General features: G+C 64.3%; 11 protein-coding genes. 7 read left to right on the top strand and 4 right to left on the bottom strand.

Going from position 1 to position 16,564, the window contains the following annotated elements:
* Positions 1-8 precede the first annotated feature (8 nt).
* Together BRAD3257_RS11070 and BRAD3257_RS42215 are read right to left on the bottom strand one after the other, a co-directional pair.
* Positions 9-1,952, bottom strand: a complete 1,944-nt coding sequence (locus BRAD3257_RS11070) for a PrkA family serine protein kinase (protein WP_122401849.1) — start codon at positions 1,950-1,952, stop codon at positions 9-11.
* 334 nt (positions 1,953-2,286) lie between these two features.
* A complete protein-coding gene (locus BRAD3257_RS42215; RefSeq protein WP_430648821.1) occupies positions 2,287-2,643 on the bottom strand; it encodes a hypothetical protein in 357 nt (118 codons plus the stop codon).
* 449 nt (positions 2,644-3,092) lie between these two features.
* On the opposite strand from BRAD3257_RS42215, the gene BRAD3257_RS11060 reads away from it, so the two are divergent.
* Genes BRAD3257_RS11060 through BRAD3257_RS11035 form a run of 6 tightly spaced genes read left to right on the top strand, consistent with a single transcriptional unit; the run spans position 3,093 to position 10,604 of the window.
* A complete protein-coding gene (locus tag BRAD3257_RS11060; RefSeq protein ID WP_122401848.1) occupies positions 3,093-5,942 on the top strand; it encodes a bifunctional transaldolase/phosoglucose isomerase in 2,850 nt (949 codons plus the stop codon).
* A 13-nt stretch (positions 5,943-5,955) separates the two neighbouring features.
* Entirely contained in the window at positions 5,956-6,954 is a 999-nt protein-coding gene (gnd, locus tag BRAD3257_RS11055; protein ID WP_122406492.1) for a phosphogluconate dehydrogenase (NAD(+)-dependent, decarboxylating), read from the top strand.
* A gap of 28 nt (positions 6,955-6,982) precedes the next feature.
* Positions 6,983-8,494, top strand: coding sequence for a glucose-6-phosphate dehydrogenase (gene zwf / locus BRAD3257_RS11050; protein ID WP_122401847.1), 1,512 nt, complete (start codon positions 6,983-6,985; stop codon positions 8,492-8,494).
* Positions 8,491-9,240 carry a 6-phosphogluconolactonase gene (gene pgl, locus BRAD3257_RS11045; protein ID WP_162500158.1) on the top strand — a complete coding sequence of 250 codons (750 nt, stop codon included), beginning with the start codon at positions 8,491-8,493 and terminating at the stop codon, positions 9,238-9,240. Before zwf ends, pgl begins: the two co-directional genes overlap by 4 nt.
* Positions 9,227-9,772 (top strand): gluconokinase, encoded by a 546-nt coding sequence (locus tag BRAD3257_RS11040; RefSeq protein WP_122401845.1) that lies wholly within the window; start codon positions 9,227-9,229, stop codon positions 9,770-9,772. Before pgl ends, BRAD3257_RS11040 begins: the two co-directional genes overlap by 14 nt.
* Before the next feature lie 19 nt (positions 9,773-9,791).
* Positions 9,792-10,604, top strand: a complete 813-nt coding sequence (locus BRAD3257_RS11035) for an HAD family hydrolase (protein WP_122401844.1) — start codon at positions 9,792-9,794, stop codon at positions 10,602-10,604.
* A 9-nt stretch (positions 10,605-10,613) separates the two neighbouring features.
* Here the strand turns inward: BRAD3257_RS11035 and BRAD3257_RS11030 are convergent, their stop codons facing one another.
* Together BRAD3257_RS11030 and malQ are read right to left on the bottom strand one after the other, a co-directional pair.
* Positions 10,614-12,416, bottom strand: a complete 1,803-nt coding sequence (locus BRAD3257_RS11030) for a glycoside hydrolase family 15 protein (RefSeq protein ID WP_122401843.1) — start codon at positions 12,414-12,416, stop codon at positions 10,614-10,616.
* 28 nt (positions 12,417-12,444) lie between these two features.
* The gene (gene malQ, locus BRAD3257_RS11025) at positions 12,445-14,406 is read right to left on the bottom strand and encodes a 4-alpha-glucanotransferase (RefSeq protein WP_122401842.1); all 1,962 of its coding nucleotides are present in this window, start codon (positions 14,404-14,406) and stop codon (positions 12,445-12,447) included.
* A 204-nt stretch (positions 14,407-14,610) separates the two neighbouring features.
* On the opposite strand from malQ, the gene BRAD3257_RS11020 reads away from it, so the two are divergent.
* Positions 14,611-16,557 carry a maltotransferase domain-containing protein gene (locus BRAD3257_RS11020; RefSeq protein WP_122401841.1) on the top strand — a complete coding sequence of 649 codons (1,947 nt, stop codon included), beginning with the start codon at positions 14,611-14,613 and terminating at the stop codon, positions 16,555-16,557.
* Positions 16,558-16,564 lie beyond the last annotated feature (7 nt).

Here is a 16,564-nt window from a genome sequence, read left to right as displayed (position 1 = left end):
CATCCGCCTCAGCCGGCCTGCTTCACGCGCATGTACCATTCGACGAGCCGGCGAACCTGGCGCTCGGTGTAGCCGCGCTCCACCATGCGTGCGACGAACTCGCCGTGCTTCTTCTCCGTCTCGCCGTCCTTCTTCGACCCGAAGGAGATGACGGGAAGCAGGTCCTCGACCTGGGAGAATATCCGCTTTTCGATCACATCGCGAATCTTCTCATAGGAGGTCCAGGTCGGATTCTTGCCGCCGTTCTGGGCCCGCGACCGTAACGAGAATTTGACGACCTCGTTGCGGAAGTCCTTGGGGTTGGCGATACCCGCCGGCTTCTCGATCTTGGTCAGCTCCTGGTTCAAAAGCTCGCGATCAAGCAGCTGGCCGGTGTCGGGATCCTTGAAGTCCTGGTCCTCGATCCAGGCGTCGGCATAGTCGACGTAGCGGTCGAACAGGTTCTGGCCATAATCCGAGTAGGATTCCAGATAGGCCTTCTGGATCTCGTTGCCGATGAACTCGGCGTAGCGCGGCGCCAGCTCCGCCTTGATGAATTCGAGATAGCGTTTCTCGGTTTCCTCCGGAAGCTGCTCGCGGCGGATCGCCTGTTCCAGCGCGTACATCAGGTGCACGGCGTCGGCGGCGACCTCCTGCGGATCGTGATTGAAGGTCGCGGCCAGGACCTTGAAGGCGAAACGGGTGGAGGCACCGTCCATGCCCTCGTCGACGCCGGCGGCATCGCGATATTCCTGCACGCTGCGCGCCTTCGGATCGGATTCCTTCAGGCTCTCGCCGTCGTAGACCCGCATCTTGGCGAACAAGGTGGAGTTCTCGTGCTTGCGCAGGCGCGACATCACCGAGAACCGCGCCAGCGTCTCCAGTGTCGAAGGCGCGCAAGGAGCCGAGGCGAGCTCGGAGCCCTGGATCAGCTTCTCGTAGATCTTCTGCTCTTCGGTGACCCTGAGGCAGTAGGGCACCTTGATCACGCAGATGCGGTCGATGAAGGCTTCATTGTTCTTGTTGGCCTTGAAGCTCGCCCACTCGGCTTCGTTCGAGTGCGCCAGGATGATCCCGGTGAACGGGATCGCGCCGATGTTCTCGGTGCCGATATAGTTGCCTTCCTGCGTCGCGGTCAGCAACGGATGCAGCATCTTGATCGGCGCCTTGAACATCTCGACGAATTCGAGGATGCCCTGATTGGCGCGGTTGAGGCCGCCGGAATAGCTGTAGGCGTCGGGATCGTTCTGGGCGTAGGTCTCGAGCTTGCGGATATCAACCTTGCCGACCAGCGAGGAGATGTCCTGGTTGTTCTCGTCGCCGGGCTCGGTCTTGGCGACCGCGATCTGGCGCAGCCGCGACGGCTGGATCTTGGCGACGCGGAATTGCGAGATGTCGCCGCCGAAGGCTTCGAGCCGCTTGTAGCACCACGGGCTCATCAGGCCGGTGAGACGGCGGCGCGGAATGCCGTACTTCTCCTCCAGCATCGGACCGAGCTGATCGGGATCGAACAGGCTGAGCGGGCTCTCGAACACGGGCGAGAGTTCGTCGCCGGCCTTGAGCACATAGATGGGGTTCACTTCCATCAGCGACTTGAGCCGCTCGGCGAGCGAAGACTTGCCGCCACCGACCGGGCCGAGCAGATAAAGAATCTGCTTGCGCTCTTCGAGGCCCTGCGCCGCGTGGCGGAAGAAGCCGACGATGCGCTCGATGGTTTCTTCCATGCCGTAGAAGCCGGCGAAGGCCGGATAGGTGCGGATCGTGCGGTTCAAAAAAATACGGCCAAGGCGTGGGTCCTTGGCCGTGTCGATCGTCTGGGGCTCACCGATCGCCGCTAGCAGTCGCTCGGCCGCGTTCGCGTATTTCATGGGATCGCTTCGACACGATTCCAGATATTCCGCCATCGACATGTCGTGCTGGCTTCTCGCCTCGAACGACCGAGCGAAAGCGTTGAATAGAGAATCGTTGTACATGATCCCTCTCCGCGTGAGTTCCGCTACAAGCTGAAACGAAAGCAGTTACCGGACCGTTCCTCAGGCCGTTTCGAATCAGCGTGAGCACATGACGATCATTGGACACCCGGGTGCCGATACGACGCAACGCACAACGTAGGCACTCTATGAGTTACGAACAGGCACATGCCTGTATTTTGTGCGAATCTCTGTCTATATTGGCTCATTTCCAGAAAATGTCACTTGGTCGCAACATCCGGGCGTTCCCGGGGATGTGCTGATCCGGCAATGCAACATAGCGATCCGGGAGCGGCGATCTTATGACACTTGTACGGCGAAGCTTTGGGCGCCGCGGTCATCTTCCTGCTGCAATGCGGCGCGCGCTGCTGGCAGCGTGGCGGTCGCGGCGGGCGCGCAGCAATGTATCAAAATCGGTCGCCAGGCCGTCCGCGCGGATGCGACCATCCCGCGCGCAACGGGCCAGAGTCGGGATGGCGCACAGCTGGCGCCGCAATGCCGGCGACGGCGTCAGCACGATCGCTTTGTGGCCGCGGCGTTCGTCAGCCGAAATCTCCGCGATCGACTCCCACAGCAGAAATTCATTCCCGATGCGGAGATCGCGGATGCCGTAGGGTGTGACGACCACCACCACCGCTCCTCGCTCGGCCACAAGCATCCAGATCAGCCAGTTGGTCACCAGGCTGAACACCACGACGCCGGCATAGCCGACTGCGTGTCATAATCGCCAAGACCGCATCGCCAAAGACCGCATCGCCAAGACCGCCCATAGGTCGAAGGCAAGGCTTGCACTGAGCGGGGTCATGGCAAAGCCCCGGCAACCAGCAGCCGCAGCTGTGTCACGCATTGATTTCGAGATCGCGGGATGCATCGATGCTCGCCGTCGACGCAACCGGTTGCTGGCTGTCGGCAACCGCCGAACCTCCATCATGGACGTGCATGCAGCCGCATCCTCCGGCCAACGATGTCTACTCAACACAGACACTACCCGCCTGGATCGCCATGATCGCGACGGAGTTACATTGGAGAGTATGACTCCCATACCCTTAATTGGTTCCCTCCCGGGAGCATGTAAGCTAGAGGATAGCGCGTCAGGACCGGCGCGAAAACCCTCGTCCGCAGGCTTGGAGAGAAGTAAGCATCATGAATCCCGTCAAAGAGCTGGAAAAGCACGGACAAGCGGTCTGGCTGGACTTCCTGGCCCGTGGCTTCGTCGCCAAGGGCGACCTGAAGCGGCTGATCGACACCGATGGCGTCAAGGGCGTCACCTCCAATCCGTCGATCTTCGAGAAGGCGATCGGCAGCTCCGACGAATATGACGCCTCGATCGGCAAGGCACTGAAGCGCGGCGACCGGACCGTGGCCGACCTGTTCGAGACCGTCGCGGTCGAGGACATCCAGAACGCCGCCGACGTGCTGCGGCCGGTCTATGACCGCCTCAATGGCGGCGATGGCTATGTCAGCCTGGAGGTCTCGCCCTATCTCGCAATGGACACCGCCGGCACAGTCGCCGAGGCGCGGCGGCTCTGGAAGGACGTCGGCCGCAAGAACCTGATGGTGAAGGTGCCGGCGACGCCGGAGGGCCTCCCTGCGATCGAACAGCTGATCAGCGAAGGCATCAGCATCAACATCACGCTGCTTTTCTCGAAGGCGGTCTATCTCCAGGTGGCCGAAGCCTACATCGCCGGCCTCGAGAAATACGTCGCCGGCGGCGGCGATCCGTCGCATGTCGCGAGCGTGGCGAGCTTCTTCGTCAGCCGGATCGACACCATGGTCGACAAGCAGCTCGACGAGAAGATCGCCCGCGCCAATGATCCATCGGAGAAGGAGCGGCTTGCCGCGCTGAAGGGCAAGGTCGCGATCGCCAACGCCAAGCTCGCCTACCAGGATTACAAGCGCCTGTTCGCAGGTCCGCGCTGGGAGAAGCTCGCCGCCAAGGGCGCCAAGCCGCAGCGCATGCTGTGGGCCTCCACCGGCACCAAGAACAAGGACTACAGCGACGTCCTCTATGTCGAGGAGCTGATCGGCCCCGACACCATCAACACCATGCCGCCGGCGACGCTGGACGCGTTCCGCGACCACGGCAAGCCGCGCGATAGCCTGGAAGAGAATATCGATGACGCCAGGCGCGTGCTGGAGGAGCTGGAGCGTTCCGGCATCTCGCTCGATGCGATCACCGAGGAGCTGGTCAAGGATGGCGTCAAGCTGTTCGCCGATTCAGCCGACAAGCTCTACGGCGCCGTCGCCCACAAGCGTACCACCGTGCTCGGGCCCGCGCTCGACCGCCAACAGCTCTCGCTCGGCGACGGGCTTGGCAAGGCCGTGGTCAAGAGCACCGAGGAATGGCGAGCCTCGGCAAAAATCCGCAGGCTGTGGCAGCGCGACAAGTCGATCTGGACCGGCACCGACGAAGACAAATGGCTGGGCTGGCTCGACAGCCCGGCCAAGGCCGACATTGCCGACTACGAGGACTATGCAGGCCGCGTGAAGGGCCAGAGTTTTTCCGACGCCGTCGTGCTCGGCATGGGCGGATCGAGCCTGGGCCCCGAAGTGTTGGCCGAGACCTTTGGCAAGAAGCCCGGTTTCCCGAAGCTGCATGTGCTCGACTCCACCGACCCGGCGCAGGTGCGGGCGATGGAGGCGAAGATCGACATCGCCAACACGGTCTTCATCGTCTCCAGCAAGTCCGGCGGAACCACCGAGCCGAACGCGATGAAGGACTATTTCCATCAGCAGGTCGCCAAGGCGGTCGGAACCCAGGTGAAGACCGGCCATCGCTTCATCGCGGTGACCGATCCCGGCTCGTCGCTGGAGAAGGCGGCAAAGAAGTTGAACTATGCCCGCATCTTCCACGGCGAGCCCTCGATCGGCGGACGCTATTCGGTGCTCTCGCCCTTCGGTCTGGTGCCGGCGGCGACCGCGGGCATCGACGTCAAGACCTTCGTCGAGCATGCGCTCGCGATGGCCCGCTCCTGCGGACCGGACGTGCCCCCATCCGAGAACCCGGGCGTGCAGCTCGGCCTTGCCATGGGCCTCGCCGGACTCGAAGGCCGCGACAAGGTGACGATCCTGGCATCGAAGAAGATCGCCGATTTCGGCGCCTGGGCCGAGCAGCTCATCGCGGAATCGACGGGCAAGGAAGGCAAGGGCCTGATCCCGATCGAGGGCGAGCCGCTGGGCGATCCCTCGGTCTACGGCAATGATCGCTTCTTCATCGACATCCGCATCGAGGGCGAAGCGGACGCTGCCCACGACTCCAAGCTCGCCGCGATCGAAGCGGCCGGCCATCCCGTGGTGCGCATCGTCATGAAGTCGATCGAGCATCTCGGCCAGGAGTTCTTCCGCTTCGAGATGGCGACGGCGGTTGCAGGCTCGATCCTCGGCATCAACCCGTTCGACCAGCCGGACGTGGAAGCGGCCAAGATCAAAACCCGTGAGCTCACTGCCGCATTCGAGAAGACCGGCGCGTTGCCGGAAGAGCAGCCGGTGGTTAGCACGGATGAGGCCGATCTCTACACCGACGAGGCCAACGCCGCGGCGCTGCGCGCGGCCGGCGCCAACGGCGATCTCAGCTCCTGGCTGAAGGCGCATCTCTCCCGCTCGAACCATGGCGACTATGTCGCCCTGCTCGGCTACATCGCGCGTGACAAGGCGACGATCGAGGCGCTGCAGGCCATGCGGTTAGAGGTGCGCGAGAAGCGGCACGTCGCGACCTGCGCCGAGTTCGGACCGCGCTTCCTGCACTCGACGGGACAGGCTTACAAGGGCGGACCCGACAGCGGCGTGTTCCTCCAGATCACGGCCGACGATGCCAAGGATCTGCCGGTGCCGGGCCAGAAAGCCAGCTTTGGCGTCATCAAGGCGGCGCAGGCGCGGGGCGACTTCGACGTGCTCACCGAGCGTGGTCGGCGTGCGCTGCGCGTGCATCTGAAGGGCGGGCTCAAGAAGGGTCTCGCGGCCCTCAACACGGCGCTGAACGAGGCGCTGAACTAAGGGAATGATGCAGATGCAACTCGGCATGATCGGCCTCGGCCGAATGGGCGGCAACATCGTTCGCCGCCTGATGCGCCACGGACATTCGACCGTGGTCTACGACAAGGACGCCAAGGCCGTCGCCGGCCTTATCGCAGACGGCGCGGTCGGCTCGGCGACGCTGGAAGAGTTCGTCGCGAAGCTGGAGCGGCCACGCACGGCCTGGGTGATGCTGCCGGCCGGGCGCATCACCGAGACCACGATCGAGACGATCGCCGGCGTAATGCAGGCGGGCGACGTCATCATCGACGGCGGCAACACCTTCTGGCAGGACGACGTCCGCCGCGGCAAGGCGCTGAAGGAGCGCGGCATCCATTATGTCGACGTCGGCACCTCCGGCGGCGTCTGGGGCCTCGACCGCGGCTATTGCATGATGATCGGCGGCGAGAAGCAGGTGGTCGACCGGCTCGATCCGATCTTCGCTGCGCTCGCGCCCGGCGCCGGCGACATTCCGCGAACGCCCGGCCGCGAGGGCCGCGATCCCCGGATCGAGCAGGGCTACATCCATGCCGGTCCGGTGGGCGCCGGCCATTTCGTCAAGATGATCCACAACGGCATCGAATACGGCCTGATGCAGGCCTATGCCGAGGGTTTCGACATTCTCAAGAATGCCAACATTGAGGCTTTGCCGGCAGATCACCGCTACGATTTCGATCTCGCCGATATCGCCGAAGTGTGGCGGCGCGGCAGCGTGATCCCGTCCTGGCTGCTCGACCTCACCTCGACCGCACTCGCCGACAGCCCGCTTCTGTCGGAATATTCCGGCTTCGTCGAGGATTCCGGCGAAGGACGCTGGACCGTGAATGCGGCGATCGACGAGGCGGTGCCGGCCGAAGTCTTGACCGCGGCGCTCTACACGCGTTTCCGTTCCCGCAAGGAACACACCTTCGCCGAAAAAATTCTCTCTGCAATGCGCGCCGGTTTCGGCGGCCACAAGGAGCCGAGGCAACCGGACGCTTCGAAACCAAAGTAGCAAGTAACGAAACGAAGGCCGACAATTCGTGACAAAAGACCCGCAAGCCAAGCGCAAGCCGGAAAATTGCGCCTTCGTCATCTTTGGTGTCACCGGCGACCTTACCCATCGCCTGGTGATGCCATCGCTCTACAATCTGGCCGCCGAGCACCTGTTACCGGAAAAATTCTGTGTCGTCGGGGTGGCCCGCAGGGGCCAGTCGGATGACGAGCTGCGCGACAGCCTGCTGAAGGGCCTGCGGCAATTCGCGACGCGGCCCGTGGACGATGACATCGCCAAGAAGCTGCTGGAATGCCTGACCTTCGTCGAGGCCGACGCGAAGGATCCGCCCTCCTTCGATCGCCTGCGCGAGCATCTGGATTCGCTGGAATGCGCGCACGAGACCGGCGGCAACAGGCTGTTCTATCTGGCCACCCCGCCCGCCGCCTTCGCGCCGACCACGCGCGAGCTCGGCCGCACCGGCATGATGAAGGAGAACGGCGCGTGGCGGCGGCTGGTGGTCGAAAAACCGTTCGGCACCGACCTCGCCTCGGCACGTGCGCTGAACGCCGAGCTGCTGAAGATCATGGAGGAGCACCAGATCTACCGGATCGACCACTATCTCGGCAAGGAGACGGTGCAGAACATTCTGGTGCTGCGCTTTGCCAACGGCATGTTCGAGCCGATCTGGAATCGCAACCACATCGACCACATCCAGATCACCGTCGAGGAGAAGCTCGGCGTCGGCCATCGCGGCGGCTTCTATGACGCGACCGGCGCATTGCGCGACATGGTACCCAACCATCTGTTCCAGCTGATGTCGCTGGTCGCCATGGAGCCGCCGAGCCGTTTCGACGCCCATTCGGTCCGCTCCGAGAAGGCCGAGGTGCTCACTGCGATCCAGCGGCCGAGCCTGGAGGAAGCGCTGAAGAGCTCGGTGCGCGCGCAATATCTCGCAGGCCGCATCGGCGACGAGGAGATCCCGGACTATCGCAAGACCGCGGACGTCAAGCCCGGCAGTACCACCGAGACCTATGTCGCGCTGAAGCTGATGATCGACAATTGGCGCTGGGCCGGCGTGCCGTTCTATTTGCGCACCGGCAAGGCGCTGGCGCACAAGCGCACGGAGGTGGCGATCAAGTTCAAGCAGGCGCCGCTGTCGATGTTCTCGGGCACGGCGGTCGATCGCCTGTCGCAGAACTTCCTCACCATCGGCATCGCGCCGACCGAAACCATCGAGCTTCAGTTCAACGCCAAGGTCCCGGGTCCGAGCGTCACCATCGACGGCGTCGAGATGAAGTTTCGCTACGGCGACTATTTCCGCGCCGATCCCTCGACCGGCTACGAGACGCTGATCCACGACTGCATGATCGGCGACAACATCCTGTTCCAGCGCGCCGACGGCGTCGAGGCCGGCTGGCAGGCGGTGCAGCCGTTCCTGGACGCCTGGAAACAGGCCGGCACCAACGGCATCGAGACCTATGAAGCCGGCAGCGACGGCCCGAAATGCGCCGACGAGTTGCTGCGGCGCGACGGGCGAAGCTGGCGGAAATACTCGTGACTGCGGCCGGCCAGCCGAAGCTGATCGTCGAAGCCGACGCCGAAGCGCTTGCCCGCACCGCGGCCGAACGTCTGATGGCGCGGATCGCGGCCAATCCCGGACGGAGCGCCATCTGCCTCACCGGCGGCTCCAGCCCGAAGAAGCTCTATCAATTGCTCGGCAGCGAGGCGTGGCGCGGAAGGATTCCATGGGACCGCGTGCACTGGTTCATCGGCGACGAACGGTTCGTGCCTGAAAGCGATCCTCTCAACAACATGGCGGTCGCGCGGACGACATTTCTCGATTCCAATGCGCCTCCTGGTCACGTCCATCCGATTCCGACCACGGCCGAGAACCCCGATGCCAGTGCCGCAGCCTACGCGCGCGAGCTGCAGGCCTTCTACGGCGCAGACCGGCTCGATCCGGCGCGGCCGCTGTTCGACGTGGTCTTGATGGGTGCAGGCCCGGACGGCCACACCGCATCGCTGTTTCCCGGTTATGCCGAGATCGAGGAGACCCGACGCTGGGTCGTCGGTGTCGCCAAAGCCAATGTCGCGCCGTTCGTGCCGCGAGTCTCGCTCACCCTGCCCGTTCTGGCTTCCTGCCGCGAGATGCTGTTCGAGATTGCCGGGCACGACAAGCGGCCGATCTTGACGCGCCTCCTCAATGGCGAGAATCTGCCGGCCTTACGCGCGCGCTCGAATGGTGAGACCGTCTGGCTGGTCGATAGGGCCGCGCTTCCGGAGGAAATTCGTGGGCGGCGCTGAAGCACCTTGTGCATTGATCGTGATGGGCGTGTCGGGTTCGGGCAAGAGCACGGTTGCAAAAGCACTCGGCGGGCGACTCGGCTGGCGTTTCGAGGACGGCGACAGCTTCCATCCCGCCAGCAATGTCGAGAAAATGCGGGCCGGCCATCCGCTCACCGACGAAGACCGCTGGCCCTGGCTCAACGCGATCGCCGACGAGATCGCGCTTGTCTGCGGACGCGGCGAGCACGTCATCATTGCCTGCTCGGCGCTGAAGCACGCCTATCGCGAGGTGCTGCTGCGTGGTCGCGACGACGTCCGATTCGTGTTCCTGAAGGGCACAAAGGAGCTGATCGCCGAGCGGCTTGCGCGCCGCAAGGGCCATTTCATGCCGCCCGAGCTGCTGACGAGCCAGTTCAATACGCTGGAGCCGCCGGAGCCGGGCGAGCACGTGGTCACGGTCTCGATCGATGAGACCGTCGAGGCGATCGTGGACGGCATCGTGCGGCAGCTGAAGCTGGGCGGCGCGAAAACGCTGAGGCAAGAAACCTGATGAATTCCAAGGTCCTGCCATGACCCCCATCTCACTCGTGGTCTCCGACGTCGACGGCACGCTGCTGACCAAGGACAAGACGCTGACCGAGCGCGCGCGGAGCGCAGTGGAGCGGCTGCACCGGGCCGGCATCGGCTTCACCATCACCTCCAGCCGCCCCGCGATCGGCATGCGCTTCCTGATCAAACCGCTGGCGCTGTGGCTGCCGGTCGGTCCCTTCAACGGCTCCTCGATCATCGATCCCGAGATGAGGCCGGTCGAGCAGCACCTGATTCCCGCGAGCGCGGCCGAGCGGTCCTTGCAGATCCTCCGCGACTACGGCGCCGACATCTGGCTGTTCACCACCGACAAATGGCTGATCGACAACCCCCGCGGCAGCTACGTCGCCCACGAGCAGCACACGATCCGCGCCGACCCCACCATCGTGTCCGATTTCTCGCCGTACCTATCGAGCGCCTGCAAGATCGTCGGCGCCAGTGCCGATGCGGCGAGGCTCGCGGCTTGCGAGAAAGCGATGCAGGAGGCGCTCGGCCGCGAAGCCACCGCGGTGCGCTCGCAGACCTATTATCTCGACATCACCCCGCCCGGATTCAACAAGGGCACCTTCGTCGAGGCCATGGCCAAGCGCGTCGGCATCTCGACCGATGCCGTTGCCACCATCGGCGACATGCAGAACGACCTCGCGATGTTCCGCGTCAGCGGCGTCTCGATCGCCATGGGCAATGCCGCCGACAACGTCAAGGACGAGGCGACGCACGTCACTGCGAGCAATGAGCAGGACGGTTTTGCCGAGGCGATGGAGATGATCTTGAAGCGGAATGGGGTTGGGTAGCCGCAGCGGTCACTTCTTCGACCGCTGCATCGCCGGCTTCTCGCTCTTCCGTCTTGCCGCCGAGAGGTTATGCGCGGTGTTGATCAGGGCGATGTGGGTCAGCGCCTGCGGGAAATTGCCGGTCTGCCGGCGGGCCACGGAGTCGTATTCCTCCGCCAGCAGCCCGACATCGTTCGCAATGCCCACGACGCGATCGAACAAGGCTTGCGCCTTGTCGAGATCGCCCGACAGCACATAGGCATCGGCGAGCCACAGGCTGCAGGCCAGGAACGCGCCTTCGAGCGGTGGCTGCCCCGCTGGCAGCTCGCGTGGATCGTGCCGTAGCACGAAGCCGTCGCGCATCAGGCATTTTTCGACGGAAGCAATGGTGCCGCGGATGCGCGGATCCGATGGCGGCAGGAAGCCGACGGCCGGCAGCAGCAGCACGCTGGCATCGAGCAGTTTCGAGCCGTAGGATTCGACGAAGGCGTTTTCCTCTGCGTCGAAGCCGTTGTTGCAGACGTCGCGATGGATCGCCTCACGCAGAGTGCGCCAATGCAGCAGCGGCGCCTTGAAGCCGAAGGTCTCGGCACTCTTGATGCCGCGGTCGAAGGCGACCCAGGTCATGACCTTGGAGAAGACATAATGCTTGGGCTGTCCGCGCCGCTCCCAGATACCGTGGTCGGGCCGGTCCCAGACCTCGGCCAGATGATTGAGCACGGCGCATTCCAGCGCCCAGGTCTGCTCGTCGAGCTTGAGCTTGGCCATGCGCGACTGGTGGAAGGCATCGATCAGCTCGCCATAGACGTCGAGCTGGAGCTGCGCATGCGCGGCGTTGCCGACGCGCACGGGCTGCGCGCCCTCGTAGCCGCCGAGCCAGCCCGCCTCCCATTCCAGCAGCCGCCGCTGGCCCCAGATGCCGTACATGATCTGCATGTTCGCCGGCGATCCGGCGGCGGCGCGCAGCAGCCAACTGTGCCAGGCCGAGGCTTCCTCGGTGTAGCCCGAGTTCATCAGCGCCAGCAACGTGAACGTGGCGTCGCGCAGCCAGCAGAAGCGGTAGTCCCAATTCCTGCTTCCGCCGAGCCTTTCCGGCAAGGAGGTGGTGGGGGCCGCGACGATGCCGCCGGTCGGAGCAAAGGTCAGCGCCTTCAGCGTGATCAGCGAGCGCAAGACGAGGTCCTGATAGCCGCCGTCGCGGGCACAATGGCCGCACCAGTCCTGCCAGAATTTCTCGGTCTCCTGGAAGGCGAGCTCCGGATCGATCGATGCCGGCGGCTCGAGATGCGAGGGGCCGTAGGTCAGGACGAACGGGACGGTCTCGCCCGCCCCGACGTCGAACTCGGCAACTGTCGTCAGGTCCTCGCCGCGGGTCTCGACGGGTGTTCGCAGCACCGTCATGTCCTGGCCGCAGATCGCGAGCAGCGCATGATCCATTCGCCGCACCCAGGGAATGTCGGCGCCGAAGCCGAAGCGGATGACGAGCTCCATCCGCATCTTCACGGTGCCGCTGACGCCTCGGACCAGCCGCACGATGTCCGAGGCCTTGCCGCGCGGCGGCATGAAGTCGATCAGCGCGACGGTACCGCTACTCGTCTCAAAACACGTTTCGAGGATGAGGGTATTGCCGAGATAGCGCCGCGAGATGCGGGTCGCGTGCTCACTCGGCGCGATCAGCCAGCGCCCGTTCTTGTGCGTGCCGAGGATGGCGGCAAAGCAGGCATCGGAATCGAAGGCAGGCCAGCACAGCCAGTCGATCGAGCCGTTGCGCCCGACCAGCGCCGCGGTCTCGCAATCGCCGATCAGCGCATAGTCCTCGATCCTCTGAGCCAATGTGGTGCGAGCCTGGGAATCCCGACTGTCAACTCCCGCCGGGCAAGGAACGTTCCCGCGTCGCGGCCTTCAAAGCCGCGAGATCGATCTTGGACGCGATCTTGTCGAGCGCAACAGGAAGGCGCTGGCGCCAGTTCGGATGCTCGTCGATCGTGCCGGGAATGTTGGGCTGGTCGATCACACCGAGCAGGTCCTCCATCGACACCGCGAGCAGGCGCGAGGGCGTGCGCGACAGGAAGGCGAGCACCGAATAGAGGTCGTTGGCGCCGATGCCGTTCTGGCGCAGGATCTCGTCGAGCCTGCCGAGCGCATCCCAGCGCGCCTGGTCGTTCTCGCCGGGATCGAGCCCGAGCGAGCGCTTCATCTTGAGGTCGCTGAAGGAGCGCCAGCCGGCATAGGTGCACAGGTCATGCGTGTTCAGCGTCACAAGCGCGTTGGGCCGGTAGTGGTCGACGTTGCGAAAATGGCCGGCATCGTCGCGCTCGAACATCATGACGAGGTAGGACCAGATGCCGAAATCCTGCATCATCTCGCGGAAACCTTCAGGCACGGTGCCGAGGTCCTCGCCGATCACGATGCATTTGTGGGCCGCGCTCTCGCACGCGACGGCCGCCAGCAGCGCCTCGAACGGCATCTGCACATAGGCACCGTTATCGGGCTTGAAGCCGCGCGGCACCAGATAAAGCCGCTTCAGACCCAGCACGTGATCGAGCCTGATGGCGCCGGCATGGCGCATCGACGCTGCGAGCATGTCGGCGAACGGAACGAAGGACTTCGCCTCGAGCCCACCGGCGTTGAAACCGGCGAGACCCCAGTCCTGGCCGATGGTGTTGAGCACGTCGGGCGGCGCGCCGACGGCGAGATGGCGGGAAATCGCCTTCTGCTCGTTCCAGGCATCGAAGCCGTTGGACTGCACGCCGACGGCGACGTCGAGATAGAGCCCGACCCGCATGCCGAGCTGGCTGGCGAGCTCCTTGGCGGCATGCAATTGGCTGTCGGCCGTCCATTGCACGAATTCGACGAACTCGATCTCGCGCTTGCCCGGGCCATTGCGCAGCTCGGTGCATTTGTCCTGGTCCGGCTGTTGCCATTCGGATGGCCACTCCCACCAGGGTGCGTTGAAGCGATGCCGCAGCACCTCGAAGCAGGCAAAGCGGGACAACAGCGGCGCGCGAGCGGCGCGGAAGCCGTCAAACGCCTTGCGGCGCGCCTGGCTCGCGCTCGTCACGAAGCTGTCAAAGGCGGCGCGCAGACCCAGCCATTTCAACGCCGCCATGTCGGCATAAGGGACGCGATCACCTTCGCGCAGACGGGCCGCCGTCGCGGCCGCGTCGGGCACGAGGTCTGCCGAGAATTCGGGAATCGCCTCGACGTCGATGTAGAGCGGGTTGAGGAAGAGCCGGCTGTTCGGCGAATAGGGGCTGCAATCGGCGGGGTGGTCGTCGAACAGGACGTGCAGCGGATTGAGGCCGACGCCGTCGGCCCCGAGCTGCTTGGCAAGCCGGACCAGCCCGGCGAGATCGGTGAAGTCGCCGATGCCCCAGTTGCGGTCCGAACGGACGCTGTAGAGCTGCACGGCAAGCAGCCAGCCGCGATCGAAATCGCCGCCGAAGGCGCGCTCCGGCGCCACGATCATCGGTACCTCTTCGGTCACGCCCGCGGCATCCGTCAGCGTCAGGCGGTGATAGCCGAGTGGCAGGCCGGCGGGCCAGGCGATCACGGGCTCGCGCGTCTCGCCCTGGGCGATCACATTGCCGTTGCCGAGGATTTTCCATTGCAGCGGCGGCGTGCCGATGGAAGCCAATTCCGTGCGCGGATGTCCCAGCGCACGCACCACGACCGGCCCGCTGGCGAAGCTGTAAACCCGCTTCTCCGGCAGCGCCTCGAGGATGGATTTGAGAGCCTCGGGCGCGGTGACCCGCAGCTTGCCGAGAGCGTCGATGAATTCGGACTGAACGCCCTTGATCCGGGCTTGAGCTAAAAGATCCATTCGGCACGCAGCTTGCAGGCCATTGTTTGGCCAGGGGCATCGATTTTAACGAGGTCGCGGAAGAGGTTAGTCAGGGGTAACTCGCACACTGCGCTTGCCGTTCCCGGGGGAACCAATGACACATAAGCGGCTTTCTATAATGGTACCAAGCGTGGGTTCCCGACAAGGGAAACGGGCTCCTGCTTTCTTGTCAATGGCATCACCGTGAACAAGACAATTCAAACTGTCGAAAGTGCCGCAGCCGGCAGCGCTTTCCTGATCGAGGACGTCTATCCCTCGATCGACGGCGGCCGCTTCGCCGTGAAGCGGATCGCCGGCGAACCGGTCGAGGTCTGGGCCGACATCTACCGCGACGGCGAGGCCGTGATCGCCGCCGCGCTGATCTGGCGAGGAGAGCAGGACCGCGAATGGCGGAGCGAGCCGATGACCCATCACGGCAATGACCGCTGGTGCGGCGCGTTCACGCCCGTTGAGCCCGGCCAATATGTCTACGCGATCGAAGCCTGGACCGACGAGTTCGCCACCTGGTCGCACGCGGTCGCGCGCAAGCGGCGTACCGGGGCCGATGTCAGCCTCGATGCCATCGAGGGCGCCGGCCTTTTGACCAAGGCGCATGGCGCGCGGCAGGACGCGGCAGCGGTCATCATCAGGCAATGCGAGGACTATCTGAGGAACGGCGACGTCGCCTCACTGCTCGCAGCCGAGCTCGGCACAGCGATGGCCGAGAGCCAGTCGCGCCCCGACCTCACGCGCTCACCACTCTTCCCGCTGAGCATAGACCGCGACAAGGCGCGCTTTAGCGCCTGGTATCAGATGATGCCGCGCAGCCAGAGCGCATTGCCGGGCCGGCATGGCACGCTGCGCGACTGCATCGCGCGCGTGCCCGACATCGCTGCCATGGGCTTTGACGTGCTCTACTTCACGCCGATCCACCCGATCGGTCACACAAGCCGCAAGGGCCGCAACGACGCGCCGGTGGCACATGAGGGCGATCCGGGCTCGCCCTATGCGATCGGCTCGGCCGAGGGCGGCCACGATGCGCTGCATCCCGAGCTCGGCACGATCGAGGATTTTCGCGCGCTCGTCGCCACATGCCTCGAGTACGGGCTCGAGCTCGCGCTGGACTTCGCGGTGCAGTGCTCGCCGGACCATCCCTGGATGACACAGCATCCGGAATGGTTCAAATGGCGGCCGGACCGCTCGGTGCGGACGGCCGACGGCCCTTATTCCGACATCGTCATTCCCGATTTCGCCTCGGTGGATCGCACCGGCCTGTGGAATGCGTTTCGCGACGCCATGCTGTTCTGGATCGACCATGGCGTCACCATCTTCGCCATCGACAATCACGACACCGCGCCGCTTCCATTCTGGGAGTGGCTGATCCACGACATCCGCCGCCGGCATCCGGAGGTGATCCTGTTCTCCAAGACCTATGCACGGCCGAAGCTGATGAAGGGCCTGGCCAAGCTCGGCTTTGCGCAGTCGTTCACCTATTTCCCCTGGCGCACGGAAAGGTGGGAGCTGGAGCAATATCTCGGCGAGCTGACGCGCTATCCCGAGCGCGATTTCTATCGTCCGAACCTGTTCGTCAACACGGCCGACCTGCTGCCTTATCATCTCCAGAGCGGAGAGGCCTGGGCATTCAAGTCGCGCATCGCACTGGCGGCGACGCTCTCGGGCAATTACGGCATCTTTGGCGGATTCGAGCTCCTCGAGCATGAGGCCATTCCCGGCCGCGAAGAATATCTGGATTCCGAGAAATATCGGATCAAGCCGCGCGACTGGGACAAGCCCGGCAACATCAAGCCCTACATCGCCGCGCTCAATCGCATCCGCACCGAGAACGCGGCGCTCCGGCAGACGGTCAATCTGCGCTTCCTCGGCGTCGAGGATGGCGAAACCATTGCCTTCGTGAAGCAGACGGCCGAGCCGGACAATGCCGTCATTGTCGTGATCGCGCTGTCGCGCCACGTGCGCGAATTCTGGCTGCCGCTCGGCGACGTCACCATTGACGCCGGCGGGCAGCGACACCATGTGACGACACTCGAAAACCTCGTCACCGGCGAGCGGTCCTACATCGAATGGGGCGGAATCAGATTGCGTATCGATCCAGAGCGCGATCCGGCGCTTCTATTTCGCGGCCTGGCGTAAGGGTTCA

The sequence above is a fragment of the Bradyrhizobium vignae genome, assembly GCF_900324035.1.
GTDB classification, from domain to species: Bacteria; Pseudomonadota; Alphaproteobacteria; order Rhizobiales; family Xanthobacteraceae; genus Bradyrhizobium; species Bradyrhizobium vignae.
This window is presented reverse-complemented; position numbering and strand designations above follow the sequence as displayed.